Annotated in this window: 22 protein-coding genes; 9 read left to right on the top strand and 13 right to left on the bottom strand. The window is 45.4% G+C overall.

Going from position 1 to position 25,492, the window contains the following annotated elements; all coding sequences use genetic code 11:
- The 3 genes from ACRQQK_RS17860 to rmuC form a co-directional block, all read right to left on the bottom strand.
- The gene (locus ACRQQK_RS17860; RefSeq protein ID WP_457513648.1) at positions 1 to 633 is read right to left on the bottom strand and encodes a ubiquinone biosynthesis accessory factor UbiJ; all 633 of its coding nucleotides are present in this window, start codon (positions 631 to 633) and stop codon (positions 1 to 3) included.
- Positions 634 to 642: 9 nt separating this feature from the next.
- The gene (gene ubiE, locus ACRQQK_RS17855; RefSeq protein ID WP_457513646.1) at positions 643 to 1,428 is read right to left on the bottom strand and encodes a bifunctional demethylmenaquinone methyltransferase/2-methoxy-6-polyprenyl-1,4-benzoquinol methylase UbiE; all 786 of its coding nucleotides are present in this window, start codon (positions 1,426 to 1,428) and stop codon (positions 643 to 645) included.
- 143 nt (positions 1,429 to 1,571) lie between these two features.
- On the bottom strand, positions 1,572 to 3,104 hold the full coding sequence (gene rmuC / locus ACRQQK_RS17850; RefSeq protein WP_457513888.1) for a DNA recombination protein RmuC: 1,533 nt from the start codon (positions 3,102 to 3,104) through the stop codon (positions 1,572 to 1,574).
- 142 nt (positions 3,105 to 3,246) lie between these two features.
- Between rmuC and ACRQQK_RS17845 the strand changes: the two genes are divergently transcribed.
- Positions 3,247 to 4,146 (top strand): DMT family transporter, encoded by a 900-nt coding sequence (locus tag ACRQQK_RS17845; protein ID WP_457513644.1) that lies wholly within the window; start codon positions 3,247 to 3,249, stop codon positions 4,144 to 4,146.
- Between the two features lie 55 nt (positions 4,147 to 4,201).
- Here the strand turns inward: ACRQQK_RS17845 and ACRQQK_RS17840 are convergent, their stop codons facing one another.
- From ACRQQK_RS17840 to ACRQQK_RS17815, 6 genes are all read right to left on the bottom strand, one after another.
- A complete protein-coding gene (locus ACRQQK_RS17840; protein WP_457513642.1) occupies positions 4,202 to 5,026 on the bottom strand; it encodes an HDOD domain-containing protein in 825 nt (274 codons plus the stop codon).
- Between the two features lie 183 nt (positions 5,027 to 5,209).
- Positions 5,210 to 6,049, bottom strand: coding sequence for an arabinose operon transcriptional regulator AraC (araC, locus tag ACRQQK_RS17835; protein WP_457513640.1), 840 nt, complete (start codon positions 6,047 to 6,049; stop codon positions 5,210 to 5,212).
- Positions 6,050 to 6,114: 65 nt separating this feature from the next.
- On the bottom strand, positions 6,115 to 6,645 hold the full coding sequence (locus tag ACRQQK_RS17830) for a hypothetical protein (protein WP_457513638.1): 531 nt from the start codon (positions 6,643 to 6,645) through the stop codon (positions 6,115 to 6,117).
- A 57-nt stretch (positions 6,646 to 6,702) separates the two neighbouring features.
- Positions 6,703 to 8,205, bottom strand: coding sequence for an L-arabinose isomerase (gene araA, locus ACRQQK_RS17825; protein WP_457513636.1), 1,503 nt, complete (start codon positions 8,203 to 8,205; stop codon positions 6,703 to 6,705).
- Positions 8,206 to 8,208: 3 nt separating this feature from the next.
- Positions 8,209 to 8,940 (bottom strand): L-ribulose-5-phosphate 4-epimerase, encoded by a 732-nt coding sequence (locus ACRQQK_RS17820; RefSeq protein ID WP_457513634.1) that lies wholly within the window; start codon positions 8,938 to 8,940, stop codon positions 8,209 to 8,211.
- Positions 8,933 to 10,636, bottom strand: coding sequence for a ribulokinase (locus ACRQQK_RS17815; protein WP_457513632.1), 1,704 nt, complete (start codon positions 10,634 to 10,636; stop codon positions 8,933 to 8,935). The genes ACRQQK_RS17820 and ACRQQK_RS17815 overlap by 8 nt, the downstream gene beginning before the upstream one ends.
- 361 nt (positions 10,637 to 10,997) lie before the next feature.
- Here ACRQQK_RS17815 and ACRQQK_RS17810 point away from each other — a divergent pair, with 361 nt between their 5' ends.
- The 7 genes from ACRQQK_RS17810 (at position 10,998) to yjfF (ending at position 19,818) form a co-directional block, all read left to right on the top strand.
- Positions 10,998 to 11,996, top strand: a complete 999-nt coding sequence (locus ACRQQK_RS17810; RefSeq protein WP_457513630.1) for an arabinose ABC transporter substrate-binding protein — start codon at positions 10,998 to 11,000, stop codon at positions 11,994 to 11,996.
- Positions 11,997 to 12,056: 60 nt separating this feature from the next.
- Complete coding sequence (araG, locus tag ACRQQK_RS17805) at positions 12,057 to 13,571, top strand: L-arabinose ABC transporter ATP-binding protein AraG (RefSeq protein ID WP_457513628.1); 1,515 nt, start codon at positions 12,057 to 12,059, stop codon at positions 13,569 to 13,571.
- A gap of 17 nt (positions 13,572 to 13,588) precedes the next feature.
- Positions 13,589 to 14,575: an L-arabinose ABC transporter permease AraH gene (gene araH / locus ACRQQK_RS17800; protein WP_457513626.1), complete on the top strand. Its 987-nt coding sequence runs from the start codon at positions 13,589 to 13,591 to the stop codon at positions 14,573 to 14,575.
- Positions 14,576 to 15,141: 566 nt separating this feature from the next.
- Positions 15,142 to 16,101 carry a galactofuranose ABC transporter, galactofuranose-binding protein YtfQ gene (gene ytfQ / locus ACRQQK_RS17795; protein ID WP_457513624.1) on the top strand — a complete coding sequence of 320 codons (960 nt, stop codon included), beginning with the start codon at positions 15,142 to 15,144 and terminating at the stop codon, positions 16,099 to 16,101.
- A gap of 179 nt (positions 16,102 to 16,280) precedes the next feature.
- Complete coding sequence (gene ytfR / locus ACRQQK_RS17790; protein ID WP_457513622.1) at positions 16,281 to 17,786, top strand: galactofuranose ABC transporter, ATP-binding protein YtfR; 1,506 nt, start codon at positions 16,281 to 16,283, stop codon at positions 17,784 to 17,786.
- A 7-nt stretch (positions 17,787 to 17,793) separates the two neighbouring features.
- Positions 17,794 to 18,810, top strand: a complete 1,017-nt coding sequence (ytfT, locus tag ACRQQK_RS17785; protein WP_457513620.1) for a galactofuranose ABC transporter, ATP-binding protein YtfT — start codon at positions 17,794 to 17,796, stop codon at positions 18,808 to 18,810.
- A gap of 3 nt (positions 18,811 to 18,813) precedes the next feature.
- Positions 18,814 to 19,818, top strand: a complete 1,005-nt coding sequence (gene yjfF, locus ACRQQK_RS17780; RefSeq protein WP_457513618.1) for a galactofuranose ABC transporter, permease protein YjfF — start codon at positions 18,814 to 18,816, stop codon at positions 19,816 to 19,818.
- A 91-nt stretch (positions 19,819 to 19,909) separates the two neighbouring features.
- Here yjfF and ACRQQK_RS17775 read toward each other — a convergent pair whose 3' ends face one another.
- Complete coding sequence (locus tag ACRQQK_RS17775; protein WP_457513616.1) at positions 19,910 to 22,267, bottom strand: fatty acid cis/trans isomerase; 2,358 nt, start codon at positions 22,265 to 22,267, stop codon at positions 19,910 to 19,912.
- Between the two features lie 320 nt (positions 22,268 to 22,587).
- Here ACRQQK_RS17775 and ACRQQK_RS17770 point away from each other — a divergent pair, with 320 nt between their 5' ends.
- Positions 22,588 to 22,941, top strand: a complete 354-nt coding sequence (locus tag ACRQQK_RS17770) for a PilZ domain-containing protein (protein WP_102963024.1) — start codon at positions 22,588 to 22,590, stop codon at positions 22,939 to 22,941.
- A 72-nt stretch (positions 22,942 to 23,013) separates the two neighbouring features.
- Here the strand turns inward: ACRQQK_RS17770 and ACRQQK_RS17765 are convergent, their stop codons facing one another.
- The 3 genes from ACRQQK_RS17765 to ftnA form a co-directional block, all read right to left on the bottom strand.
- Positions 23,014 to 24,201 (bottom strand): NAD(P)/FAD-dependent oxidoreductase, encoded by a 1,188-nt coding sequence (locus ACRQQK_RS17765; protein ID WP_457513614.1) that lies wholly within the window; start codon positions 24,199 to 24,201, stop codon positions 23,014 to 23,016.
- A 189-nt stretch (positions 24,202 to 24,390) separates the two neighbouring features.
- The gene (gene uspB, locus ACRQQK_RS17760) at positions 24,391 to 24,714 is read right to left on the bottom strand and encodes a universal stress protein UspB (RefSeq protein WP_102941474.1); all 324 of its coding nucleotides are present in this window, start codon (positions 24,712 to 24,714) and stop codon (positions 24,391 to 24,393) included.
- Between the two features lie 76 nt (positions 24,715 to 24,790).
- On the bottom strand, positions 24,791 to 25,318 hold the full coding sequence (ftnA, locus tag ACRQQK_RS17755) for a non-heme ferritin (RefSeq protein ID WP_457513612.1): 528 nt from the start codon (positions 25,316 to 25,318) through the stop codon (positions 24,791 to 24,793).
- Positions 25,319 to 25,492 lie beyond the last annotated feature (174 nt).

Below are 25,492 nucleotides of genomic sequence, written 5' to 3'. Positions count from 1 at the left end.
TTATTTGGCAACCTCAGCGTTTTCCTTGCTTATTTTCTCTAGCAGCGTAGTTAGCTTTGCATCTAAACGTGCAGCCTGACTTTTCACCTCATCCACTTGGTCGCAGAAATAGGCAATCTCTAACGGAGCGGGTGCAATGCGCCACTCTTCAGTCAGCACTTGAGCCAGATGGTTCTGATGCTTGTTAAACTGAGAAGTCAGCAAAGAGCCAACGTTTTTCGCCCCCTGAACCACAGTGTGAGCAACCACATCACCAGTGACTCGTGACAGCCACTCTTCAATGTCAGGTTTGCAATCTGTCATCAATTGAGAAAATTTCTGAGCCAGTTGGATATCACCTTCCAACACCAACTTATCTTGTTTGATGAGTTTAGTGATATTGGCTTGTTCACGCAGTTCAGGCAGTACAGAAAGATGCAGTGACAAGTAACAGTCGGGTTTGCCTTCATAATTTGCCAGTACATCGATCTGTTGGCTAAACACAAACGTTAGTGTCTTGTTCAGCTCTTTGAGATGCACTTGAATGACTTGCCCTTTAAGGCGTGCGAGACGACGACCCAAGTTAGGATCGTCTTTAATCAGGGTATTTAGAGTAGTTTCAATCACCGCGGTGACGAGAGGTTCAAACGGCATAAGCGGTCCTTAGAATTTGTAACCGCGGTGCAGTGCGACGATACCACCTGTTAGGTTGTAGTAGTTTGCTTGCTCAAAACCAGCTTCAACCATCATACCTTTCAGCGTTTCTTGGTCTGGATGCATACGAATCGATTCTGCTAAATAGCGGTAGCTGTCTGCATCGTTAGCAATCAGTTCACCCATTTTTGGCAAGATATGGAACGAATAGGCATCATAAATTTTAGAAAGCGGATCTAAGACAGGTTTAGAAAACTCAAGCACTAACAGACGACCACCCGGTTTCAGAACACGGTACATAGAGCGCAGTGCTTTGTCTTTGTCTGTTACGTTACGCAGACAGAAGCTGATAGTGATGCAGTCAAAATGGTTATCAGGGAACGGCAGCTCTTCTGCGTTCGCTTGTACGAAATCAACGTTGCCGACAATGCCACGATCACGCAGTTTGTCGCGACCTACGTTTAGCATTGAGTTATTGATGTCCGCCAGAATAACGTGGCCTTTATCGCCAACGATACGAGAAAACTTGGCGGCTAGGTCACCAGTACCGCCACCAAGATCGAGAATTTTTTGTCCCGGACGTGCGCCTGAGCAATCAATCGTAAAACGCTTCCATAGTCGATGAACACCACCTGACATTAAGTCATTCATGATGTCGTATTTCGCTGCTACTGAGTGAAACACCTGAGCGACTTTGGTTGCTTTTTCTTCTTTACGAACGGTTTCGAAACCGAAATGCGTTGTGTCTTGATCTGTCATTGCTGTATTCGTTTGCACGCTACTACTGTCCGTCATCGTTTCTATCCGTCATCGTGGTCGCTATTGCGCCCGCCATCATTCGTTGCTTTTCAATTTGGTTGCTATGCAGCGCACTCTTGTTATGAGAACTTTCCTGTTGAAAAAAGCGTTCAAAAAAGTGACTAAACTGCCGCGGGCAATCAGTTTACTTTATCCTCTCCTTGATGTCTTTCTACTAAAGGGGCATTTTCATAATCTTCGCCAATTTGTGCCTTTTCCGCCCACTGAGAATGGATCGAACGTTTCACTTCAACCCCAAGTTGCTTAAAGCTTTCTGCCTGGCTGATGGCATTTCCGCGTCCAGTGACAAGCTTGTTCATCGCACCCTGATAATTTTGGTTGGCTCTGTCTAACGCAGACCCCAACCCTTCCATATCATCAACGAACAGACGCAGCTTGTCGTAGAGCTTGCTGGCACGCTCGGCAATAAGACGGGCATTTTGGTTCTGACGATCATTGCGCCATAGGTTATCAATGGTACGCAGCGCCACCAGCAATGTGGTTGGGCTGACAAGGATAATGTTTTGCTCCATCGCATCTTTCACCAAGCTTGGGTCAGCCTGAATCGCGACTTGGAATGCAGGTTCCACCGGAATAAACATCAGCACATAATCGAGGCTCTCAATGCCGCGAAGCTGATGATAGTCTTTCTGGCTTAATCCCTTGATGTGATTACGAAGTGCAAGCAAGTGATCGCGCAAAGCAGCATCGCGCTCTTCGTCGGTTTCTGCATGGAAATAACGTTCATAAGCCACCAGCGCCATTTTAGAATCCACCACCACTTGTTTATCTTGTGGTAGATGAACAATTACATCCGGCTGATAACGCTTGCCCATATCATTTTGCAAACTAACCTGAGTTTCGTACTCATGGCCTTCACGCAAGCCTGATTCAGCCAGCACACGCGCAAGAACCACTTCACCCCAGTTGCCCTGCTGCTTGTTGTCGCCTTTTAGTGCCTGAGTAAGGTTCAACGCCTCTTTTGCCATCTGTTCATTAAGATTTTGCAAATTACGCAGCTCGTGTACCAAGGTGTGACGTTCTTTGGCTTCGCTATTGAAGTTGTCATTCACCTGTTTACGGAAACCTTCTAACTGCTCTTTCAGTGGGCTCAATAAGCTATCAAGGCTCTGTTTGTTCTGTTGATCCACTTTGGCTGATTTCTCTTCAAACACTTGGTTAGCAAGGTGTTCAAATTGCTGTTTCAAGCGCTCTTCTGCGGTTTCCAGTAAACGTAACTTTTCTGCATTCGACTCTATCTGCTGTTGATGACGCGCTTCTTGCTCACGCAACTGAACATCAAGCTGCGCTTTAAGCTCACGTAAATGGTTCAACTCATCGTTGTACTGATCTCGTTCCAGCTTCACGGCATCGAAATAACGCAGTTTTTCCATAGCAGCCATCAGTTTGCCGTGCAGCTGCTTTAGCTCAAACTCTGCTTTGTCTCGCTCTTGATCCAGCTCTTCCAGCTCACCCAAACTGTTGTTCAAGCTTACCTTCAGTTGCTCGATTTGCTGTTGATACCAACGAGCATCATTAATAATTTGCTGATCAAGCAGTTGGGTTCTCACCTGCATTTTCTGCTTAACCCAAAGCCCAATCACGCTCCCAGAAATAATCGCACTCGCGAGAGCAGGCGCCCAAAGCAGTATATTGTTGATAATCCATTGCATCATAAAGATTTACTTCGTCTAGTCGTGACTTAAGTCTGTTGACAAAAATGGTATTTCCATACTGGATAAATGTCCAGTTTGTGGCGAATTTATTCCACCGTTAGACTAGCCAAATAACGTCAAATAAAGTTAGGGAAAACCAATGAATGAGCGTCGTGCATTAGGGCTAGGGCTATCCGCAGTCCTACTTTGGTCAACCGTTGCCACAGCTTTCAAACTCACTCTGGCCGAATTCACGCCAATTCAAATGCTCACTATCGCAAGTATTGTCTCTGCACTGGCTTTATTCATTATTTGCGCCCTTAGAGGTCATCTAAATCTGATCGCCAGCACCTTTTTTGCTAACCCTTGGTACTACTTACTTCTAGGGCTGATTAACCCTCTGGCTTACTATTTAATTCTATTTAAAGCGTATGCTTTACTTCCAGCTTCGCAAGCTCAGTCAATTAATTATAGCTGGGCAATCACTTTAACGTTGATGGCGGCGGTTTTCTTGGGTCAAACTATCAGAAAGCAAGATTGGCTCGCCTGTGTTCTCAGTTACTTAGGCGTTATTGTGATAGCGACTAAAGGTGATGTGTTGGGTTTGAAATTCGACAGCCCACTTGGTGTCGGTTTAGCGCTACTTTCCACACTGCTTTGGGCTGGTTACTGGATTCTCAACACCAAAAACCAAGCAGAACCTGTCGTCGGTGTACTACTTGGGTTCCTTGTGGCCATTCCGTTTACTATCGGTTTAAACCTTTATGAAAGCGCTCCCTGGAGCCAAATAACCTTTAACGGCTGGGCTGCGGTCACTTATGTAGGTTTATTTGAAATGGGCATTACCTTTGTGCTCTGGCTCGGCGCGTTGAAAAGCACCAACAACACAGCGCGCATCAGTAACTTGATTTTTGCCTCTCCGTTTATCTCACTAATACTGCTGGCAACAATTATTGGCGAGGAGATTCATCCTTCAACGTTAATCGGCTTAGTGATGATCATTATTGGTCTTGTTGTGCAACAACTGAAGTTTTCAAACAAGCTCGCACCGTCCACTTAAACGCTGACATCAAAGCCCACGTTTCTGCGTGGGCGAACTGAGTTCTGCTTCCGACTTAAAACAATTGATGGGCAAGCTCCACCCCATGCCCCCGAACTCGGTCAATTTCAATATAAACATCCGATGATAACGCCAAGGCCTTCGCCGCTGGGTGACGAGTAAGAAATGCACGCTTTTCTCGTTCATCAAACAATGAGTCCCATCGCTTGTGAATTTCGCGCGCTAAAAACAGCACACAGGCCAGACGTTTGGCTTCTGTAGCCTTGCCCGGATGATTCACATTTTCTATCGCATCCGCCATGTCTGAAGGGAACTGCCACTCGCGAGCTAGCCTTGCCCCAAGCTCCTGAGCATCGGTATCGAGCAGCTCTTTTTGCACCGCAATCAACTCCTCACCATGATCAACGCGGTATTTAATTTGTGACGCTATATCAGGCTCTAACGCATGAATCATAAGTTCACCGATATTGTGTAGCACCCCTGTAGTAAAGGCTTCATTGGGGTCTAAGCGTGCGGCTCGTGCCAGTTTGCTGGCAATCATGGCAATTTCAAAAGTATTGGCCCAATAGTCTTTGATATTAAGAGTTTCGAGTTTAGGGAAGACACCAGACACAACCGATGAAGAGACCAGCGTTCGTACCGCACCGCTGCCGACACGAATGATCGCTTCGTTAATCGTTGAAACACCATGCGCGCCACCAAACTGAGCTGAATTTGCCATTCGCAACACACGAGCACTAAGCACTTGGTCCATCGACATCTTACGCGAAAGCTCACTGAAGTTGAGGTTCTCACTGTTGACCATGTTCAGTAGCTCTTGCTGGATACTTTCAATACGAGGTAATTCATTAAAACGAGAGAGCAAGGCTTCTTGATTCATTCTGGCTACTCCTTTTGCCAACCAACAAATCAACTATAGTTTAGAAATAATCATTGTTGAAAATGCCATGCGCTTTACAGCTAAAGCTGGAATCTAGCTCAAGATACTTGCTCTCATCATTGTTATTTAGCTAGTAACAAAACAACGCCGGAGAAAGTCTCTGGCTTTGTTTAAGATAATTTGTCAGGTGATTTTCTCGCGATACAGCTTCGGGCTGACACCCGCTTTGCGCTTGAATACGCGAGAAAAATAAAGGGGATCGGAATAGCCTACTATTCGACCTATGTGGTTAACCGAATAGTGAGTAGTCACTAACAATTGCTTCGCGCGGCTAATACGTTGGTCATCGCGCCATTGGGTAATGGTCATCTTCATTTCGTCGCGGAACAAGTGTCCTAAACGAGAAGGCGACAAGCAGGTATGCGCTGCAATTTCCTCAAGAGTGAAATCCTGATTGAGGTTTTGCGTCATGTAGTTGATCGCTTGAATGATTCGCGGATCAAGCGGTTTGCTGACCACATCTGGTTGCACTGATTTACAACGGATCAGTAACTGCTCAAGCAAGTTGATTGCCAAATCATCCCGATATGGGAGGTCTGATTTAGCGGTATATTCGATATCAACAAACAAGCTTTCAATGTGTTCGATGTCCTGCGCAGATAAACCGCTGGTAACATAAACCCCATTACGTTCTAACTGCCAATTTAACCAGTCATTCCAGAAGGCTCGTGGACGGAAATATATCCAACGGTGAAACCATGAAGCGTTGTCTTCTTTTCGGCGGTAATAGTGAGCGGCGCTAGGAGGAAACAAGAGTATGTCTCCAGCTTTAACATGGAACTCATGTTCACCGGAAAAAATGGTGCCTTCACCTTTGCTGGTGATATTGATGATGTACCCTTTCATGCCGTTTGGACGATCAATGGTGTAGTCGAGCTCATCACCTTCGATAATGGGAGTGAGCCCCGCGACTAAATGCGCATCAAAGTCATACCCCGGCTTGAGTGGATCTGTGTTTTGCATAGACCAACAATCATTAGAATTTTTTCTAGTGTATGTTGAGCCCGGAAGTATTGCGATTTTCGACATCACATTTTATCTAATACGATCCACTGAGTCGCTGAAAAAGCTTCGCGAAACAGATCGGGTTTAATGGAGTGACGAATAGATTCACTAGGAAGACCATGACGACAGCGTTGCCAATCCGGTTGTTCTGATTGTGGAGGTTGATCATTCTCCACGCTATCCAGCGGCACTATCTCATGTCTAATGTCTAAACGGGTCGGAATACTATTACGCGCCAAATACTCAATCACCACTGCTTTATCGTGAAAGTAGTAGTTCATGTTGACGGATAGCTTGTCGACATGATGCAACTGACACCACTGCTCTATTCGATCGTGGCGATGACGAAACTTCCACTGAGCCTCAGAAACATCCAACTGCTCACCATTGTTAATCAGTTCCAGCTTGCCTTGATACAACACCTTATCCTCATATAGAAGCTCAAACTTCTCCGGATTCTGACCTGCGACTCGCAGTGTCCATTGGTGGTAATTAATATCAAGCGGACTGTGAACATCGAAGCCCGGCTCTGTTTTAGATTCGTCAACCGCCATAAATACCTCTACAACCTCTCCCTCACAGCCATGTCACTGTGAGGGAGGATTTATCGATTAAACACCTGAAGCTAGACGGTAGTACAAGCTGTTCGTTTTTAGCTCTTGCTTGAACTTACGAGTCTCAGTGCTTTCGTCGATCACAACCATTTCCATTCCCAGAATGTCCGCATAATCCGCCAACATATCCACACTCACCTGTTGGCTGTACGCACTGTGGTGCGCGCCACCCGCGTGAATCCAAGTCGCCGCAGCCACTTGTAGGTTTGGCATTGGTTCCCATAACGCGTGTGCTACGGGAAGATGAGGCATGCTTTGCGGTGGAGCGACTGTTTTCAACGTGTTCACTACCATGCGGAAGCGATTACCTAGGTCAATCACAGACACGTTTAGCGCATTGCCTTCTTTGCCGCTGAACAACAGACGAGGTACATCACACTTCAAACCAATGGTATGACGGTGGATTTCTAGGCGTGGTTTTGCTGCCGCAATCGACGGACACACTTCTAGCATGTGCGCGCCAAGAGCTTGGTCAGTGGCACCGAAGTTATAGGTGTAGTCTTCCATAAATGAAGTACCACCTTGGCGACCTTTACCCATCTGCTTCATGATGTGAACCATTGCAGAGGTCTTCCAGTCGCCTTCACCGCCGTAACCAAAGCCTTTCGCCATTAGACGTTGTGTTGCAAGACCTGGCAGAGAACCCAAACCGGTTAAGTTTTCGAAGGTGTTAGTAAATGCACTTGCGCCTACGTCAGTTAAGAAACGCTCCATACCCATTTCTAAGCGAGCTTCGTGTTGCATCAGTTTAAGCAGAGCAGAATCTGTCAGCAGCTCTGGCTTCATTTCGTAGGTTGAAGCGTATTCATCAAGCAGACGAGAGACATCCGCATCCGAAACCGATTGAACCGCTTCAGTCAGTTCACCCAAGCCGTAAGCGTTCACTTCGTAGCCGAACTGGATTTGAGCTGAAACTTTGTTGCCTTCGGTTACCGCAACTTGACGCATGTTGTCACCAAAACGCGCCACTTTTAGATTCTGACCAGCATTGATACCGATAGCAGCGCGGCACCAATCATCAATTTCCGCGTGAACATTTGGATTCTGCCAGTGACCAACTACCACTTTACGGTCAATCCCCATACGAGTGCCGATAAAGCCAAACTCACGACAACCATGTGCACTTTGGTGAGTGTTCATGTAGTTCATGTCTATGTCGTCCCAAGGAAGTGCGGCATTGAACTGAGTATGCAGATGAAGGAATGGTTTGTTCAGTTGAGATAGACCCGCAATCCACATTTTCGCTGGAGAGAAGGTGTGCATCCAAAGTACTAAACCAACACAGTCAGGATCGTTGTTCGCCGCACGGCACACATTTAAGATTTCATCAGGAGACTTCACCGTACCTTTATCTAGCATAGGTACTGAGATAGCGTTGCTTTGATTGAAGCTGGCAACGATCTGCGCGCTGTCTTGCGCGACGTTTTCTAACACTTTCGGTCCGTATAGCGTTTGTGAACCAGTGACAAACCAAACTTGTTTTTCATTAAATACTTTCATGACTTACCCTTTATTCTTAGCTGACTGACCGTAATAAGCATTCGCTCCGTGTTTACGTAGGTAGTGCTTATCGAGCAATGCTTGATTGATGTATTCCACCGCAGGATTGATCTGCAGAGTTTGCATGGCCATACCGGCAACAACCTCTGTCACCACTGCGTTGTGCACCGCTTGATGGGCATCTTTACCCCAACAAAACGGCGCGTGTTCTTTGACGAGAATTCCCGGAATCGCAATTGGGTCGTTGTCGCCGATGGTTTCTGCGATCACCAGACCAGTATTCAATTCATAATCGGAATCGATCTCTTGATTGGTTAGCGCACGAGTACATGGAATGCTGCCGTAGAAGTAGTCCGCATGAGTGGTACCTAAAGCAGGAATCGCTTTACCAGCCTGAGCCCAAGCGGTTGCTTGAGGTGAATGAGTATGAACCACACCACCGATTTTGGCGTAGGTACGGTAGAGTACGAGGTGCGTCGCGGTGTCAGAAGACGGATTCAATTCGCCTTCGACCACATTGCCTTGCAGATCGACCACCACCATGTTTTCGGCGCTTAAATCTTCGTAAGCGACACCACTTGGCTTAATCACTACCAAGCCAGACTCTCGGTCGATAGCCGACACGTTGCCCCAAGTGAACGTCACTAACTTGTGACGTTCAAGATCCAAGTTAGCTTGCCATACTTCGTGGCGTAGCTTTTTCAGGCGCTCTTGTTGGTTCAACAAATCACCCATGATTACGCTCCTGAGCATGTTTTGCTTCAGAGATTTGCTCTAGGTGTTGACCCAGTTCACGGTAAGCAGAGTAACGTTGTTCACGCAGTGCTTTTGCAGCCGCATTCGGCTTGTAAACTTGGCTGATTGGGCTAGCCATCGCTTTCTGTGCTTGCTGAGCATCATCGTAAATACCTGCTGCAACAGCGGCGAAGATAGCAGCACCCAGAGCACAACATTGTTCAGAGCTTGCCACTGCAATGTCACGACCAATAACATCAGCACACATCTGCATCACGTATGGGGATTTTTGCGAGATACCGCCGATGGCGATAACACGTTCAACATCCATACCTTGGTCAACAAAACAGTCGACAATCGCTTTTGCGCCGTGCGCTGTTGACTCCACAAGCGCTGCAAACATTGCTGGTGCGGTCGAACCCAGGTTCAAATCGGTAACCGCGCCTTTGAGACGTTGGTTTGCGTAAGGAGTACGACGACCGTTATGCCAGTCCATTGCCAGTGGCGAGTTGTCATTGAATCCATATTGCTGCGCAGAGTCCGCAAGCATTGGAATAATCGCTTTATCCAATTGCTCCATCACTTTGGCTGCTTCTGGATTGGTTTTTGCTAATGCTTGAATTGGCCACATCAGCACGCGTTTATACCAAGCGTAAACATCGCCAAACGCAGATTGACCGGCTTCCAGAGCCATCAAACTTGGCAAGGCACTGCCTTTGACCTGACCACAAATTCCGTGAATGGTACGGTCGCCGACTTGGTCTGCATCAACCATTAAAATGTCACAAGTAGAAGTACCAATCACTTTGACCAAGTCATGTTTACCGGCACCTGCGCCGACAGCGCCCATATGACAGTCGAACTCGCCGACCGCAATCGCTAAACCCGCAGGTAAGCCCAGTTTATCAGCCCACTCTTGAGTCAAATAACCCGAAACGTCTTCTGAGGTATAAACCACATCAAACATGCGCTCACGAATGCCATCGAGTGTTGGCGAAATTGCAGAGAGAAATTTTTGATCAGGTAAACCGCCCCAGCTGTCATGCCACATTGCTTTATGACCAGCCGCACAGATACCGTGACGGAATTTGCTTGGGTGTTCGTTGCCGGACAGGATCGCCGGAATCCAGTCACACAACTCCACCCAGCTATGTGCCGCTTTCGCCACTTGCTCATCTTGCTCACTGACCCAAGCCGCTTTTGCCCAGAACCATTCTGAAGAGTAAATGCCACCAATGTATTTGGTGTAGTCGATGAATTCGCCGCCGTGGGCCAATTCATTAATTAAATCGGCTTTAGATACCGATGTGTGGTCTTTCCACAAGATGAACATCGCGTTCGGGTTTTCGGTAAATTCAGGTAACAACGCTAAAACATTACCTTGTGCATCAACCGGTGCAGGTGTCGAACCCGTTGTATCTACGCCAATACCCACTACAGACTGAGCGATGTCCGCAGGAACTTGTTCAAGCGCTTCACGTATCGCTTGAGTCATAGCTTCGATGTAGTCTTTCGGGTGGTGACGAAACTGAGATTGTTCAGGCTCGTTAAACTGGCCTTCCATCCAACGTGGGTAGTAAGTGACACCAGATGCCACCTCCTCACCACTAACAGCGTTGACCAATAATGCACGCACCGAATCCGAACCGAAGTCCAGACCAATCACGTGTTCAGCTTGTGTCGCTAAATGCTTCATAACAACTCCATGTAGGGTGATATTTTTGTTTGTTATACCCCTGCATGGATGATTCAGCCATGACACTGCCTGCTAGATGTATGGACAAATTTGCCAAAAACATATTTCTGTGCAGCTGTTTAAAAAACGTTCCAACCCTTTATAAATAAGACAAAATCACGAGTGTAAATGATTACACACATGCCAAAAGTAATCAGAAATGTACTAAAACGTAACATTTGAGATCACCATCATGTTCGCCTCCGCTAAATAAATGGACAAAATCGCTACATTTTTTTGGTGTGATTTTCATCACTTCAACTTCAAATTAAATCTTCAAAGATGTCGGTGAAACAAACCCTACCCAGCGGATGGAATAACAATGAAACTAAAAAAACTATTAATAGCGACAGCCTTAACCGGGGCAACAATGTTAAGCGCTTCTGCCAACGCGTTCTTTGGTTCAAGCGATGACATGCGACTAGGCTACCTAGTTAAACAACCAGAAGAACCATGGTTCCAAACGGAATGGTCATTTGCCGAGAAAGCGGGTAAAGACCTAGGTTTTGAAGTGGTAAAAATGGCTGTGCCAGATGGTGAAAAAACACTGAATGCTATCGATACTCTTGCCGCTCAAGGCGCGAAGGGTTTCGTTATCTGTACTCCGGATCCTAAGTTGGGTCCTGCAATCATGGCGAAAGCAAAAAGCTATGATCTTAAAGTCGTAACCGTTGATGACCAGTTCCTCAACGCTAAAGGCGAACCTATGGTTGACGTACCTTTGGTCATGATGGCGGCAACCGCTATCGGTGAGCGCCAAGGTTCTGAACTTTATAAAGAAATGACAAAACGTAACTGGGACGTAGCAACAACAGGTGTAATGGCTATCACTGCTGATGAGTTAGACACTGCACGTCGTCGTGTTGATGGTTCTATCTCTGCTCTAAAACAAGCGGGTTTCCCAGAAGGTCAAATCTATCGCGTACCGACGAAAACTAACGACATCCCAGGAGCGTTGGACGCTGCGAACTCACTACTTGTTCAATACCCAAATGTTAAACAATGGCTTGTTGTTGGTATGAATGACAACACCGTTCTTGGTGGTATCCGTGCGACTGAAGGTCAAGGCTTCGGTGCGGACAACATTATCGGTATTGGTATCAACGGTGTAGATGCGGTGAACGAACTGGCTAAAGCAAATGCAACTGGCTTCTACGGCTCTCTACTACCAAGCCCAGACGTACACGGCTACAAAAGTATTGAATCACTTTACAAATGGGTAAAAGACGACGTTGAACCAAGTAAATTCGTTGAAGTTACTGACGTAGTTCTTATCACTCGTGACAACTTCAAAGACGAACTAGCGAAAAAAGGGCTATAGGCTCAATTTTGGTGACGGCTACTTTGGCCGTCACCCTCTTGATTTAACGGAGAGAATGTCATGGCGAAGTCCCCTTCTTACATAGAGTTTTGTAATATTTCGAAGCACTTCCCTGGTGTAAAAGCACTGAACAACGTCAGTTTCCGCGCAAGCGCAGGCAGTGTTCACGCTTTAATGGGAGAAAACGGTGCAGGAAAATCAACTCTGCTTAAAACCTTAAGTGGGTTCCACCAGCCAACAGAAGGTCATATCGCGATTGATGGTAAAAAAATCAACCTTACCTCAACCAACGATGCACTGGAGCACGGTATCGCTATCATCTACCAAGAACTGAATTTAGTTCCTGAGCTGACCGTTGCTGAGAATATTTATCTTGGGCAGCTTCCAACCAAAGGTGGCCTAGTGGATACCGAAACGCTAAACAAAAATGCACGTGTGCAGTTAGAGCGTCTCGGTGAAACTTTCGACCCTGCATGCCAACTAAAAGAATTATCTATCGGCCAATGGCAAATGGTGGAAATCGCCAAAGCTCTTAGCCGCAACGCGCAAATTATTGCGTTCGATGAACCGACCAGTAGCCTCTCTCAGCGTGAGATCCAAAACCTGTTCAAGGTTATCCGTGAGCTAAGAGATGCAGGCAAAGTCATCATGTATGTCTCTCACCGTATGGAAGAGATTTTCGATCTCTGTGATGCCATTACCATCTTCAAAGATGGTCAACACGTTAGTTCATTTGAAGACATGTCGGAACTGACTCACGATCGTCTCGTAGAACTGATGGTTGGCCGCGAGATTAACGACATCTACAACTACCGTTCTAGAGAACTGGGCAAAAGTGGCTTACGTCTAGAAAGCATTCAAGGCCCAGGGCTTTCTGCTCCGGTTTCACTGGACATTAAACAAGGTGAAATTCTTGGCTTGTTTGGTCTTGTTGGTGCAGGACGTACCGAGCTGACTCGCTTGGTGTTTGGTGCGGAGCGTAAAACGGCGGGTGACCTTTACCTTCACGATGTGAAAATTGGCATTAAATCACCACAAGATGCGATTCGGGCAGGCATAACCCTTTGCTCTGAAGACCGCAAAGCGCATGGCATTGTGCCGATCATGTCGGTGCAAGAAAACACTAACATCAGTGCTCGCCCATGGCACCTGAAATTTAACAGCTTGATCGATTTTACTTGGGAAAAAGACAACGCAACCAAGCAAAAACAAGCATTGAATGTGAAGGCAGCATCCCTTGAACAGCCTATCGGCAAATTGTCTGGCGGTAACCAACAAAAAGTAATTCTTGGTCGTTGGTTGTCTACCGCGATGAGCGTGATCTTACTGGATGAACCGACACGCGGTATCGATGTGGGTGCAAAATCTGAAATTTACGAATTGATTTTTAAGCTGGCGGAAAACGGAGTCACCGTATTGGTCGTTTCCAGCGATTTACCTGAAGTGTTGGGGATTTCTGACCGCATACTTGTCATGAAAGATGGCGCAGTGACGGGCGAACTTCAACGAGATGAATTTAACGAACAAACCGCTCTTCGTCTTGCGATGCTCGACAAAGAATCGGCTGCAGCTTAAACCTGAGGAATATCATTATGTCTTTATCTAGCCCTACTAAAGCGATGGCATCAGAGGAGAAATCCGGCGGATTTCACTTCTCTAAAATCTGGGACAAATTTGGAATGCTGATGGTGTTTGCAGGTCTGTTTATACTCTGCTGCCTGTTTGTTCCATACTTTGCTACCTTCATCAACATGAAAGGCCTTGGCCTCGCGATTTCAATGAGTGGTATGGTGGCGTGTGCCATGTTGTTCTGTCTGGCTTGTGGCGACTTAGACCTTTCTGTTGCCTCTATTATTGCCTGTTCTGGCGTTGTAACCGCAGTGGCTATCAACGCCACCAGCAGCGTAGTACTCGGCATTGGTGCAGGCTTGCTTTCTGGTGTGGTATTTGGTCTGCTAAACGGCTTCGTTATCGCCAAGCTGCAAATCAACGCACTGATCACAACACTCGCCACTATGCAGATTGCTCGTGGTCTTGGTTACATCATCTCTGACGGTAAAGCCGTAGGTATCACTGAAGAGAGCTTCTTTGCTTTAGGTAACTCTTCAATTCTGGGTATTCCAACACCAATCTGGTTAACGTTGATCACTTTCGGTGTGTTTGCTTTCCTTCTCAACCGCACCGTATATGGCCGCAACACACTAGCGATTGGCGGTAACGAAGAAGCGGCACGTCTGGCGGGTGTTAATGTGGTCAAAACCAAGATGATGATTTTCACCATTTCGGGTTTTATCTCCGCACTGGCAGGTGTCATCCTTGCAGCACGAATGACATCAGGTCAGCCAATGACTTCTGTTGGTTTCGAGCTCGTGGTTATCTCCGCGTGTGTATTGGGTGGGGTTTCATTGAAAGGCGGTATTGGTAAGGTTTCTTACGTTATCGCAGGTGTTCTAATCTTGGGTACAGTAGAAAACGCGATGAACTTGTTAAACATGTCTCCATTTGCTCAATATGTTGTTCGCGGTGCAATTCTGCTTGCTGCGGTTATTTTCGACCGTTACAAACAGAAATCTCAGTAAAAATATTAACGAAACTATTTGGCATTGCAGTTCAGTGTGTGAGTGAGTCGATTGATCATGAAAACCTCTGTGATTGGGTAAACAAACGAAGCCAATACGACTGCATTATCAAATAAAAAGGATAAATAACACCTCTATTTATATACCTTTCTCATGTTGCCCTCTGTTATAGGAGGGCTTTTTTTATTCAAGAAAATTAAGTTCATAATCGCGAATCATTTAAATGCAATATTTTGATTGCACTTAGGTATTAGTTTTTTGGGAATAAGTTGCTAATAAAATGGACTATCTTGCTACCAAATTTTTTATGTGATTAAAATCTAACCACCAATAATTTATGCGTCTTAATATTTCATTGCTCATGGCTATTTTAATAATTTTTAATAACGAGCAATACGTGAAACAAGAATTTCTCAAGGTCTTTGAAATGTCAGTTAAGCAAAAATGAACAGGTATCCTTAACGTAGAACCGATGTAATAACATCTATGTTGTGGAGTAAGTACATTCATAAAAACGCTGTCGTTTCTTGAACGGAGAGAGAGTTAAACAAGATAGGGATTTAATCATGTTAAAAAAACTCACTTTAGCAACTGCTGTCAGTACCATCCTAATGTCTGGTTCACTAATGGCTGCCTCATTAACCGTTGGTTTCTCTCAAATTGGATCTGAATCAGGCTGGCGAGCAGCTGAAACAGCTGTATCCAAAGTTGAAGCTGAAAAACGCGGTGTGACACTGAAAATTTCTGATGCACAACAAAAGCAAGAAAACCAAATCAAAGCGGTACGCTCTTTCATCGCACAAGGTGTAGATGCAATCTTTATCGCACCTGTGGTACAAACCGGTTGGGGACCAGTGCTTGAAGAAGCAAAAGATTATGGCATCCCAGTGTTCCTGTTAGACCGTGGTATCACAGTAGAAGATGACTCACTTTATATGACTGCGGTAACCGCTGATAACGTGCTGGAAGGCGCTGTAGCGGGTAAATGGCTTATCGACAAAGTGGCTGGCAAACCATGTAACGTGGTTGAACTGCAAGGCACCGTGGGTGCGAGTGTGGCTATCGACCGTAAAAAAGGCTTCAGCGACACTGTAGACAAAATCGACAATATTAAGATTGTACGTACTCAGTCAGGCGAATTTACCCGTAGTAAAGGTAAAGAAGTTATGGAAAGCTTTATTAAAGCAGAGAATAACGGCAAAAATATTTGTGCGGTATTCGCCCATAACGACGATATGGCAATCGGTGCAATTCAAGCAATTAAAGAAGCAGGTTTAAAACCGGGCAGCGATATTTTAATTGTCTCTATTGATGCGGTTCCAGATATATTTAAAGCGATGATGAACGGTGAAGCGAATGCGACCGTTGAGCTGACGCCAAATATGGCAGGCCCTGCTCTTGATGCACTTATGGCTTATAAAGATAAAGGCACAATTCCACCGAAGAAAATTGTTACCGAGTCCAATTTATATTTACCAGCTGATGCAAAAGCTCAGTTAGAAATGAAAAAAGACTTAGGTTATTAATTTTATTATCACCCTCCCATTAGGGAGGCATGCTTTATACTCAAACCACTTGGAGTTGCAGGTAAGCGGCAAGTAAGTGAATCCCCATGAGCATAGATAAACTATGTGATTGGGGTGAACGAACGTAGCCAACACCCATGCAGCTTCAAGTGGGAAGAGTATAGATTGTTGGAGTTATTATGCCGTTAAACAATCAGCAAGATGTCATATTAGATGCCAAAGGGATCTGCAAATATTTCCCCGGCGTTAAAGCGCTAGAAAATGTCGATTTCAGCCTGAGAAAAGGCGAAATAATGGCGTTATTGGGGGAAAATGGCGCAGGTAAATCAACGTTAGTGAAAACCTTAACCGGTGTGTATCAACGTGATGGCGGTGAAATTACTCTCGATGGTCAATCCATTTCTCCACAGAATACCGCTCATGCACAACATCTCGGAATCGGCACTGTTTATCAAGAAGTCAACCTGCTACCGAACATGTCCGTAATGGACAACCTTTTTATCGGCAATGAGCCTAAAAAATGGGGCTTTGTTGACCGCAAAACCATGGCTGCAAAAGCACGTAGAATCGTCACCAGCTATGGCTTAGATATTGATGTAACTCAGCCTCTCAACCAGTTCTCTGTCGCGATTCAGCAAGTGATCGCGATCGCCAGAGCGATTTCACTGTCAGCCAAAATACTAATTCTTGATGAGCCGACAGCCAGCCTCGATAGCAACGAAGTGAAAATGTTATTTAACATTATGCTAGGGCTCAAAGAGAAAGGCGTGAGTCTGATTTTCATCACTCACTTTCTTGATCAAGTTTATGAAGTCAGTGATCGCATTACCGTCTTACGCAACGGCCAGTTGGTTGGCACCAAAGAAACCCGTGAACTACCACAAATAGAGCTAGTGAAAATGATGCTTGGCCGCGAGCTGGAAGATACAGCTCTGAAACGTGCAGGTAAAACTCGTAAGCATAATGAGCCGATGGTGGCCTTTGCTAACTATGGCAAAAAAGGCACTATCCATCCCTTCAACCTTGAAGTTCATGCCGGAGAAATTGTAGGCTTGGCTGGGTTATTAGGCTCCGGTCGCACCGAAACTGCGAAAGTGATTTTTGGTATTGACCCAAGCGATTCCGGTACCTGTACTTTGAAGGGGCGCCCTATTCAAGTTCGATCAGCTCGCCAAGCCTCCCATCTGGGTTTTGGTTACTGCCCTGAAGATCGCAAAACCGACGGCATCATTGGCGCGGCTTCTGTCCGTGAAAATATTATTCTGGCTTTACAGGCACAACGTGGCTGGTTTAAACCCATCTCTCGTAAAGAGCAGGAAGCGGTGGCACAACGCTATATCGACCAATTAGCCATCAAAACACCGAGCCTTGACCAACCTGTGGAGTTTCTCTCTGGTGGTAATCAGCAAAAGGTTCTACTTGCTCGATGGTTGCTTACTAAGCCGAAGTTCCTGATTCTCGATGAACCAACGCGAGGTATCGACGTTGGCGCACATGCCGAGATCATTCGTCTGATTGAAAGTCTCTGTGCTAACGGGCTCGCTCTGTTGGTTATCTCTTCCGAACTCGAAGAACTGGTTGGTTACGCCGACCGCGTCATCGTATTACGAGACAGAAAATCGGTAGCAGAGATACCCACTGAAGAACTTTCCGTACCTGCCATAATGCAAGCGATTGCGAGTTGAGGTGATTATGAATACGCTCAATCGACTGCAGTCAGTCAAGAAGCCCGAGCAGCGCAATAGATTTACACTGCCAAAAGGCACGCCACAGCTTGCTGCTCTTATTCTACTGTTCATTGTGAACAGTTTGATTGCTGATAACTTTTTCTCTATTCACATTCAAGATGACCGCTTATTTGGCAGTGTCATCGATATCTTTAACCGCGGTGCACCTGTCGCACTGCTAACCATCGGCATGACGCTGGTTATCGCAACCGGCGGTATCGACCTTTCTGTCGGAGCTGTGATGGCGATAAGCGGTGCTGTACTCGCCAGTATGGCAGAGCAAGGCTATGCGCCATCAACCATTTTGCTTTGCTCTGTACTGGCAGGGGTCGCATGTGGTTTGTGGAACGGCTTCCTTGTTGCTATGTGTAAAATCCAACCCATTGTTGCCACCTTGATTTTAATGGTAGCTGGGCGCGGTGTCGCACAGCTCATCACAGAGGGACAAATCATTACCTTCAACAACGACACATTATCTTGGTTTGGTAGTGGTTCATTGTTCTATTTCCCTACCCCAATACTGTTGTTGGCTTGTGCCTTATTGATTGTTTGGGCACTCACTAAGAAAACAGCATTGGGGCTCTTTATCGAGTCCGTGGGTATCAATATCAAAGCAGCCAAAAACGCAGGCATTAACACCCCGGCAATTGTGATGTCTGTGTATGTCATCAGTGGTGTGATGGCTTCAATCGCAGGGATCATTGTCGCTGCCGATATCAAAGGCGCTGACGCCAATAACGCCGGTTTATGGTTGGAAATGGATGCCATTTTGGCGGTTGTAATTGGTGGTACTTCTCTAATGGGGGGCCGCTTTAATCTGTTACTTGCATTGGTTGGCGCTTTTATCATTCAAAGCATCAACACAGGTATTCTGTTGTCTGGTTATCAACCGCAATGGAATCACATTGTGAAATCACTGGTGGTATTAACCGTGTTGATACTGCAATCCCCGACAGTTATTCAATTGATTAAGAGGAAATAGACCATGATAAAACGTAATTTTCCTCTGTTTATCACCATCGCAGTGTTCCTGATTGGTTACGCGTTTTGCATGGTAGAGTTCCCTGCCTTTATGAGCACGAGGGTAATTTGTAACATTCTGACGGATAATGCTTTCTTAGGCATACTCGCTGTTGGTATGACTTTCGTAATCCTCTCTGGCGGTATTGACCTGTCAGTGGGTTCGGTCGTCGCGTTTACCGGTATCTTTCTCGCCACGGTGATTGGCGAATGGGGCGTTCACCCTTTCACTGCCATTATTATGGTGTTGGTGATGGGTTCACTGTTTGGCGGTTTGATGGGTTGGATTATTGATACGTTAAAAATCCCGGCTTTCATCGTGACATTAGCTGGAATGTTCTTTCTGCGCGGAGTGAGCTTTTTAATCTCAGAGCAGTCTATTCCTATTGAGCACCCTATCTATCGTGAGATGTCTCGCTTTTCATGGCACATCATAGGCGGTGGTCGATTAAGCTTGTTGGCAGTGGTGATGCTTTTCGTCGTTGCCATCGGGATGCTTGTGGCTCACCGAACTCGTTTTGGCAACAACGTGTACGCGATTGGCGGTAATGCGACTTCAGCGGGTTTGATGGGGATTGCAGTGAAACGCACCACAATCGGTATCTACATGCTTTCCACTTTCTTGGCGACTTGTGCAGGTATTGTGTTTTCTATCTACACTTCTGCGGGCTATCCATTAGCCGCTGTCGGTGTTGAGCTTGATGCAATTGCTGCTGTGGTTATCGGTGGTACCTTGCTATCCGGCGGTGTCGGCACTGTGTTTGGCTCATTATTTGGCGTGCTTATACAAGGGCTAATCCAAACCTACATTACTTTCGACGGCACGTTAAGTTCTTGGTGGACCAAAATCATCGTCGGCATTTTGCTGTTCAGCTTTATCGCTCTGCAACGTCTGTTGATCATAATGAGCGAACGCCGCAAAGTGGTGAACACCAGCCGTATAGGCTCACTAGCAACCGGAGATTCATAGTTATCTTCGACTTAAAAACATCGATATCTCCGAGTTACGAGTTAATAGCAAAGAAGCCAGTTTTAAGACTGGCTTCTCTTTTCGCTTTGGATTATCGGTTCTCAAACCGGTTGTAATCCAGTAAACCAAATTCAATCGGCTGATCTTGCTTATACCATTGATGAACTTTATCACTGAAAGACCAGAAATCTGGTGAACTGCGACGCACCGCAAACCGATCCAGTAGCTGAACATAGCTCTCTTCACCATCCAGTGTTTTCAAACGTGCCACCAGCTCAGGAATTTCAGTTTCTTTCAGCGACAAATAGGCTGCCGGATAACTACCCAAAACACCTCTTACCAAGGTTAATGTGTCTTTCTCTGGGACTCGGTTGTCCTCTTCATCAAACAAGCTGGAAATGTTGCTGTGAGCGTTGTTGTGGATCAGAGTAAACAGTTGCGACTCACCCGATTTGGATTCAATCATTAGCATCATTAACTGAGGGATCGGTAGTATGCCCTCACCTTTAATATAATTGACGCTGTTAAGTGCGTATTCATGATCAGCGGTAAACCCGGTATTAACGATGTCATATCGTTGGCTAAGTACTGGCTGGACATGTTCGCGTAGCTGATCAAACAACTCTGATTTCGGATCATCTGTGGTGTACTCGATATTACTCGGCTCATCAAATGGCTTCACGTTACGCAATAGAAACTCGGTAAAATACGCACTTTGATCCTCATACCAGCTCGACAATTCCTCATGCCGTGTTTTCTGAGGCAGTAAGGTAATGAAGTTACTTTCACCTTCTAAGCGCAAGAAATCCATAAACATGCGGGTCACGAGCTGATGACCGAAGTTTCCATAGACATCAAAGCCTGCTACCAGCAAGTAATGAATACGCTCAAGTAATGCGTAATCTAACACCCATGCGGTTTTTGGTTTTCGTCCTACCAAACCTTGTGCCACAGACGCACTATCAAAGTGACGGAAAATAGTTAACGCAGCATTGGGGTTAGTACTATCACCAGACCAAATCAAATCCGTTGTCACGTGGCGGCCATTTTTAAATTGCTTAGCCGAGAACTCAGATTTTTCTTCCAGATAGCGAGCTTGCTGCTTGGCATAACTAATCCAAGTAGCAATTGGGTTGATGGTGTCTTCGCGCTCCGCTGGCAGCTTTAAGTTATCAGCTTGAGAGCGGTAAAACTCGTTAACCTCTGTAATGTTGGCTTTGTCTGGGTCTAAGAAGAACACCCAGAAATTATCATTAATAACGTTAAGCGCCAGCTGACCTCGACAGACCGGACCTTTAATAAACGCCATCACGGTATTCTGAGCGTTATCGAGTAAGAAACGATATCTCGCATTGACGGGCAAATCGATAAAAGCGGTCATCGGGTTAGCGGCTACCGAAGGCTCGTAACTTGGCAGTTCCTTAATTTTGTAATCCGCATCGATAAACCACGCTTTCCAATTGTGGATACGCTTCTTATTCAAGGCGTAAGGCATATGGGTTTTATCAACTATGGTGCCTTGCTCTGGGATGATGCGGTAATAAACGCGGTCAACTTGCGGATCATCATATGGACGACGAGTTGCAATGCGTCTAACAGGCTCACCCGGCGGTGTTGCAGAACGAACAAGCGTAAAGAAACGTGGCGTTTTCTCGTTCAGATCAGAAAAATAAATATGGGATAAGAACAAATGCTCATAGATATAGCGAGCCGCTAACTGGTTCTTCTTACCGTCTGCATTTAACAGTGTTTCGTAGTTATCAACTAAGGTTTGTTGCGATGCCGTCAGCGGTATGTGTTCATTCATCTGAGCGCCGTTTTCCAACCATGCCATTAGCTTGTTGTACTCACTCTTATTGAGGTTTGGCATGCCAAAAGGCATTCCCCAGTCAGGGTACTCCTGCTGGTAAGCTTCATGCTCTTCTAACGTGGGACACTGCTGCTCTCGATAAATCGAAAAATCGAACCCTTCCAACTGATCTTGTTGCTGTTGAGGATGTAACTCTTTTTGTTTCAACAGTCTTGCCACCAAACCTGCTTCAAGGTTTGCTCGTGTCGATTGATCTCGTTCATTCAGCACAGGATGAAAGCCAAAATCACGCCACTCTTGAGTGGTTTGAGCATCTTCAAATAGCCGAGTTGGTGTTGCCGCACTCAAACGCGTCCCTTCGTAGACTTGGGTTTTGCTTCCACCTCGATCAATCCCTTCCACCGAAGAGAGTTTCAGCTGACAAGGTGCGTCATAACAAGCATGACAAACCACACATCGGTTATCGATGATGGGCTTCACCTCTTGCATAAAATACTGAGCTTGAGGCGAGTCTAAAGCCACCTGACGCTCACGAACTTCAGGTGCACCAAACAGTTCATCGTAGTTGAGCCCAGCATAGGTGGCACAACCAGAGAAAACTAATACCAAAATGACAAAAAAGAGCTTTCGTAAATTCATATAGTTATAGTTTTGTGTTAACCAAGGTTAATTAAAGTAAAGAGTACTATATTTTCAATGAACAAAAGAAAATACCATGTGAAATCTATCTTTCTGACTACCTTCTGTCGCTATTTATTACACAAATCATTTTTACTCAGGGCAATTGAATGAAATAATCCCTCGAGATGTTGTCAAACATGCTAAATAATGACTGATTGATAGAGAACTCGCTTCGAAAAATCAGGAAAAGTAGATAAACTTTAACTAACTGAGCAGAGAAAAATGCACTGCTGCGTCTTTACCTAATTATGAAGAGTGGCTAAGCCAAATTAACTAAAATGACGAATCAAACTGAACAAAGACAATATTTTCGTCTAAGTTACAAAACCAAAGTAGCCATGCCTACATTCCGAGTTCAAAGCAAAGAATTTAAAATCAGTGAAATTTCGGAACAGGGCATGCGTGTAATTGTGCGTGATACTTCATTGTTTAGTCCTAACGACACTGTTGAAGGTGAAATTCTTCTCAATGCCTTTGACACCAATATTCAAGTTAAAGGTAAAGTACTGAGAACGGTCGGTAATGAAGTGATTTTCCTGTTATCGCAAGGCCTGTCATTCAAAGAGATGATTGGCGAGCAAAGGTATATGCGTAAGCACCATCCCAACGTGTTTCCCAAAAACTCTCAATAGATAGAAAACAAATAAAAAACCCGCTATTAATTTAATAACATTCTGCGGGTTTAAAATATTTCAAGACCGATTTTATACGTTCTGACCAGCAACATAACCGCTCGACCATGCCCATTGGAAGTTATAACCACCGAGCCAACCAGTCACATCCATTACTTCACCAACGAAATACAGTCCTTTAATGTCTTTGCATTCCATCGTTTTAGAAGAAAGAACATCGGTATCCACGCCGCCAAGAGTGACTTCAGCTGTTCGATAGCCTTCTGTTCCATTTGGTACCACACGCCACTGTTCTAAAGTCTCTCTTATTGCTTCCAGCTCTTTCGGATTGAACTGTTTGAGAGGTTTGTCTACCAGCAACTTACGTTCGATAAACACTTCCACTAAACGCTTAGGCAGTACGCGCGCTAAGGTGTTTTTGAGTGTCTGGTTCGGGTGCTTTTCTCGGGAACGAGTTAATAACTCATCAACATCAACTTCAGGCACCAAGTTAATGGTAACCGCTTGTCCCGGCTTCCAGTACGACGAAATTTGCAACACCGACGGGCCAGATAAGCCGCGATGGGTAAACAGCAGCGCTTCTTTAAAGCTTTTTCCGCATTCTGCCTGAATTTCAGCAGGAACAGCGATACCCGAAAGCTCAGCTAATGCGTCTTTGTCTTCAACATGCAGAGTAAAAGGTACTAAGCCTGCGGTGGTTGAAATAACCGGTAAACCAAACTGCTCAGCAATCTTGTAACCAAACGGTGTGGCTCCTAGCTTTGGCATTGAAAGACCGCCGGTCGCCACGACCAAAGACTCACACTCAATATCGCCCTGTGTGGTGTGCAACAAGAAGCCTTGTTCTGCTTTTTGAATATCGAGTGTCTCGACTTGATAGCGCTGACTAATGTTTGGAAGGTCGCACTCTTCAAGCAGCATTTTGACGATGTCTTTCGCCGAGTCTAAACAGAAAAGCTGGCCATGAGATCGCTCTTCGAACTCAATACCATATTTACTCACCATTGAGATGAAATCCCAGTGGGTATACTGCGAAAGCGCCGATTTTACGAAATGCGGATTGCGGCAAAGGTAGTTTTGAGCCGAGACGTCGTAGTTGGTGAAGTTGCAGCGACCACCACCGGAGATAAGAATCTTACGTCCTGGTTTTTTCGCATGATCAATCAGCATCACACGGCGTCCACGTTTTCCGGCTTGAGCAGCACACATTAGGCCAGCCGCTCCGGCACCTATGATGACAACATCTACTTTTTCACTCATGACTCATACCAATGCCAGTAATCAGAACTCTACCCGTCTAGAACTATGTAATTAGCAAGAACAGGCAATAAAAAAGGACGTACAGCGGTACGTCCTCACTCACTTGAAGCGGCATTTTAACGGTAAACGTTCACTCTTACCAATGCGTTTATCCAAACTTCTATTCTTCAAAAAAGCGCAGAAGTTCTTCTAGAGCATAAACGCAACCACTGAGGTAAACACCACGAGAGACGAAGAGAGAATGAAAAGCTCACGAACACGATCGCACTTGCCAGTAAACACTTCATCATGATGATGAAGGTACTCTTTACTTTTCAAGTAGTGATATAGGCGAACCTGCTTAGACATGTTGCCATGTGTGGTGAAAAATCCCCGTCCATCAACTTGTTGATAAAGCAACGGGTGAGCTTCTCGCATGATATAAATCAGAGCTCGCAGCGCGGTAAGGTATCTTGCTACGTTAATACCAGTAACAATCATTAGCGCTAGTAGAATGGTATCTCCACTGATCATCTTTTCCTCCCTACATCCAAAGTAAGAGGGCTACCCGGAGAAAAAGACGATCGTGTTTAGAGTCTTTTTACTGCAATTAAGCAGTAGGGGCATCCATTACCGAAGATGAGCCTTTTTGTGCCAAAGCAGCTAGATCTTTGTCGATAAAGAACAACGCTTTACCATCTTCACCAACAAGTTCTAGCTTGTCTAAAATCCCTTTAAACAACTTCTCTTCTTCATGTTGCTCCGCAACGTACCACTGAAGGAAGTTAAATGTTGAGTAGTCTTGCGATGTGAATGCCGCATGAGCCAATTTGTTGATTTTTTCTGTAATCATTTGCTCATGTTCGTAGGTTTCACGGAACACATCACCTAAGCTTGCAAAGTCGTGTCGAGGAGAGGCTATCGCGCCTAAAATCGGCAGTGAACCCGTTTCGCTGACATAAGTAAACAGTCTTTGCATATGCTGCATTTCTTCTGCCGCGTGAACTCTTAAAAACTCAGCTGCTCCTTCGAATCCTTTATCTTCACACCAAGCACTCATTTGTAAGTATAGATTGGATGAGAAAAATTCGAGGTTAATTTGATCATTCAATTGATCAACCATCGTTTGTGAAAGCATAAAACGCTCCTAAATCATTGTGCAAACTGGAAGTCACTATAACACGATCATTAGTATTTGTTAGTTTGAGCCACCCTCTCATTCAACATGGATATGAGATCATCATGGCAAAAATGTTTCTAACTAGGTGCTAAAGTTTAATTAACCTAACTTGAGGACAATTAAATGGAGAAG

This window comes from Vibrio sp. C8 (genome assembly GCF_054051265.1).
Note: the sequence above shows the minus strand (reverse complement) of the source record. Positions and strands in the feature narration are given on the sequence as shown.

What these genes read in the sequence shown, in the direction of transcription:
- rmuC (WP_457513888.1), bottom strand. Translation starts at nt 3,104, where the DNA reads ATGCAATGGATTATCAACAATATACTGCTTTGGGCGCCTGCTCTCGCG.
- ftnA (WP_457513612.1), bottom strand. Translation starts at nt 25,318, where the DNA reads ATGCTTTCACAAACGATGGTTGATCAATTGAATGATCAAATTAACCTC.
- araG (WP_457513628.1), top strand. Translation starts at nt 12,057, where the DNA reads ATGGCGAAGTCCCCTTCTTACATAGAGTTTTGTAATATTTCGAAGCAC.
- ACRQQK_RS17820 (WP_457513634.1), bottom strand. Translation starts at nt 8,940, where the DNA reads ATGGGTGATTTGTTGAACCAACAAGAGCGCCTGAAAAAGCTACGCCAC.
- ytfT (WP_457513620.1), top strand. Translation starts at nt 17,794, where the DNA reads ATGAATACGCTCAATCGACTGCAGTCAGTCAAGAAGCCCGAGCAGCGC.
- uspB (WP_102941474.1), bottom strand. Translation starts at nt 24,714, where the DNA reads ATGATCAGTGGAGATACCATTCTACTAGCGCTAATGATTGTTACTGGT.
- ACRQQK_RS17775 (WP_457513616.1), bottom strand. Translation starts at nt 22,267, where the DNA reads ATGAATTTACGAAAGCTCTTTTTTGTCATTTTGGTATTAGTTTTCTCT.
- ACRQQK_RS17770 (WP_102963024.1), top strand. Translation starts at nt 22,588, where the DNA reads ATGACGAATCAAACTGAACAAAGACAATATTTTCGTCTAAGTTACAAA.
- araA (WP_457513636.1), bottom strand. Translation starts at nt 8,205, where the DNA reads ATGAAAGTATTTAATGAAAAACAAGTTTGGTTTGTCACTGGTTCACAA.
- araH (WP_457513626.1), top strand. Translation starts at nt 13,589, where the DNA reads ATGTCTTTATCTAGCCCTACTAAAGCGATGGCATCAGAGGAGAAATCC.
- ACRQQK_RS17845 (WP_457513644.1), top strand. Translation starts at nt 3,247, where the DNA reads ATGAATGAGCGTCGTGCATTAGGGCTAGGGCTATCCGCAGTCCTACTT.
- ACRQQK_RS17810 (WP_457513630.1), top strand. Translation starts at nt 10,998, where the DNA reads ATGAAACTAAAAAAACTATTAATAGCGACAGCCTTAACCGGGGCAACA.
- yjfF (WP_457513618.1), top strand. Translation starts at nt 18,814, where the DNA reads ATGATAAAACGTAATTTTCCTCTGTTTATCACCATCGCAGTGTTCCTG.
- araC (WP_457513640.1), bottom strand. Translation starts at nt 6,049, where the DNA reads ATGCAAAACACAGATCCACTCAAGCCGGGGTATGACTTTGATGCGCAT.
- ACRQQK_RS17860 (WP_457513648.1), bottom strand. Translation starts at nt 633, where the DNA reads ATGCCGTTTGAACCTCTCGTCACCGCGGTGATTGAAACTACTCTAAAT.
- ytfR (WP_457513622.1), top strand. Translation starts at nt 16,281, where the DNA reads ATGCCGTTAAACAATCAGCAAGATGTCATATTAGATGCCAAAGGGATC.
- ACRQQK_RS17815 (WP_457513632.1), bottom strand. Translation starts at nt 10,636, where the DNA reads ATGAAGCATTTAGCGACACAAGCTGAACACGTGATTGGTCTGGACTTC.
- ytfQ (WP_457513624.1), top strand. Translation starts at nt 15,142, where the DNA reads ATGTTAAAAAAACTCACTTTAGCAACTGCTGTCAGTACCATCCTAATG.
- ACRQQK_RS17765 (WP_457513614.1), bottom strand. Translation starts at nt 24,201, where the DNA reads ATGAGTGAAAAAGTAGATGTTGTCATCATAGGTGCCGGAGCGGCTGGC.
- ACRQQK_RS17840 (WP_457513642.1), bottom strand. Translation starts at nt 5,026, where the DNA reads ATGAATCAAGAAGCCTTGCTCTCTCGTTTTAATGAATTACCTCGTATT.
- ACRQQK_RS17830 (WP_457513638.1), bottom strand. Translation starts at nt 6,645, where the DNA reads ATGGCGGTTGACGAATCTAAAACAGAGCCGGGCTTCGATGTTCACAGT.
- ubiE (WP_457513646.1), bottom strand. Translation starts at nt 1,428, where the DNA reads ATGACGGACAGTAGTAGCGTGCAAACGAATACAGCAATGACAGATCAA.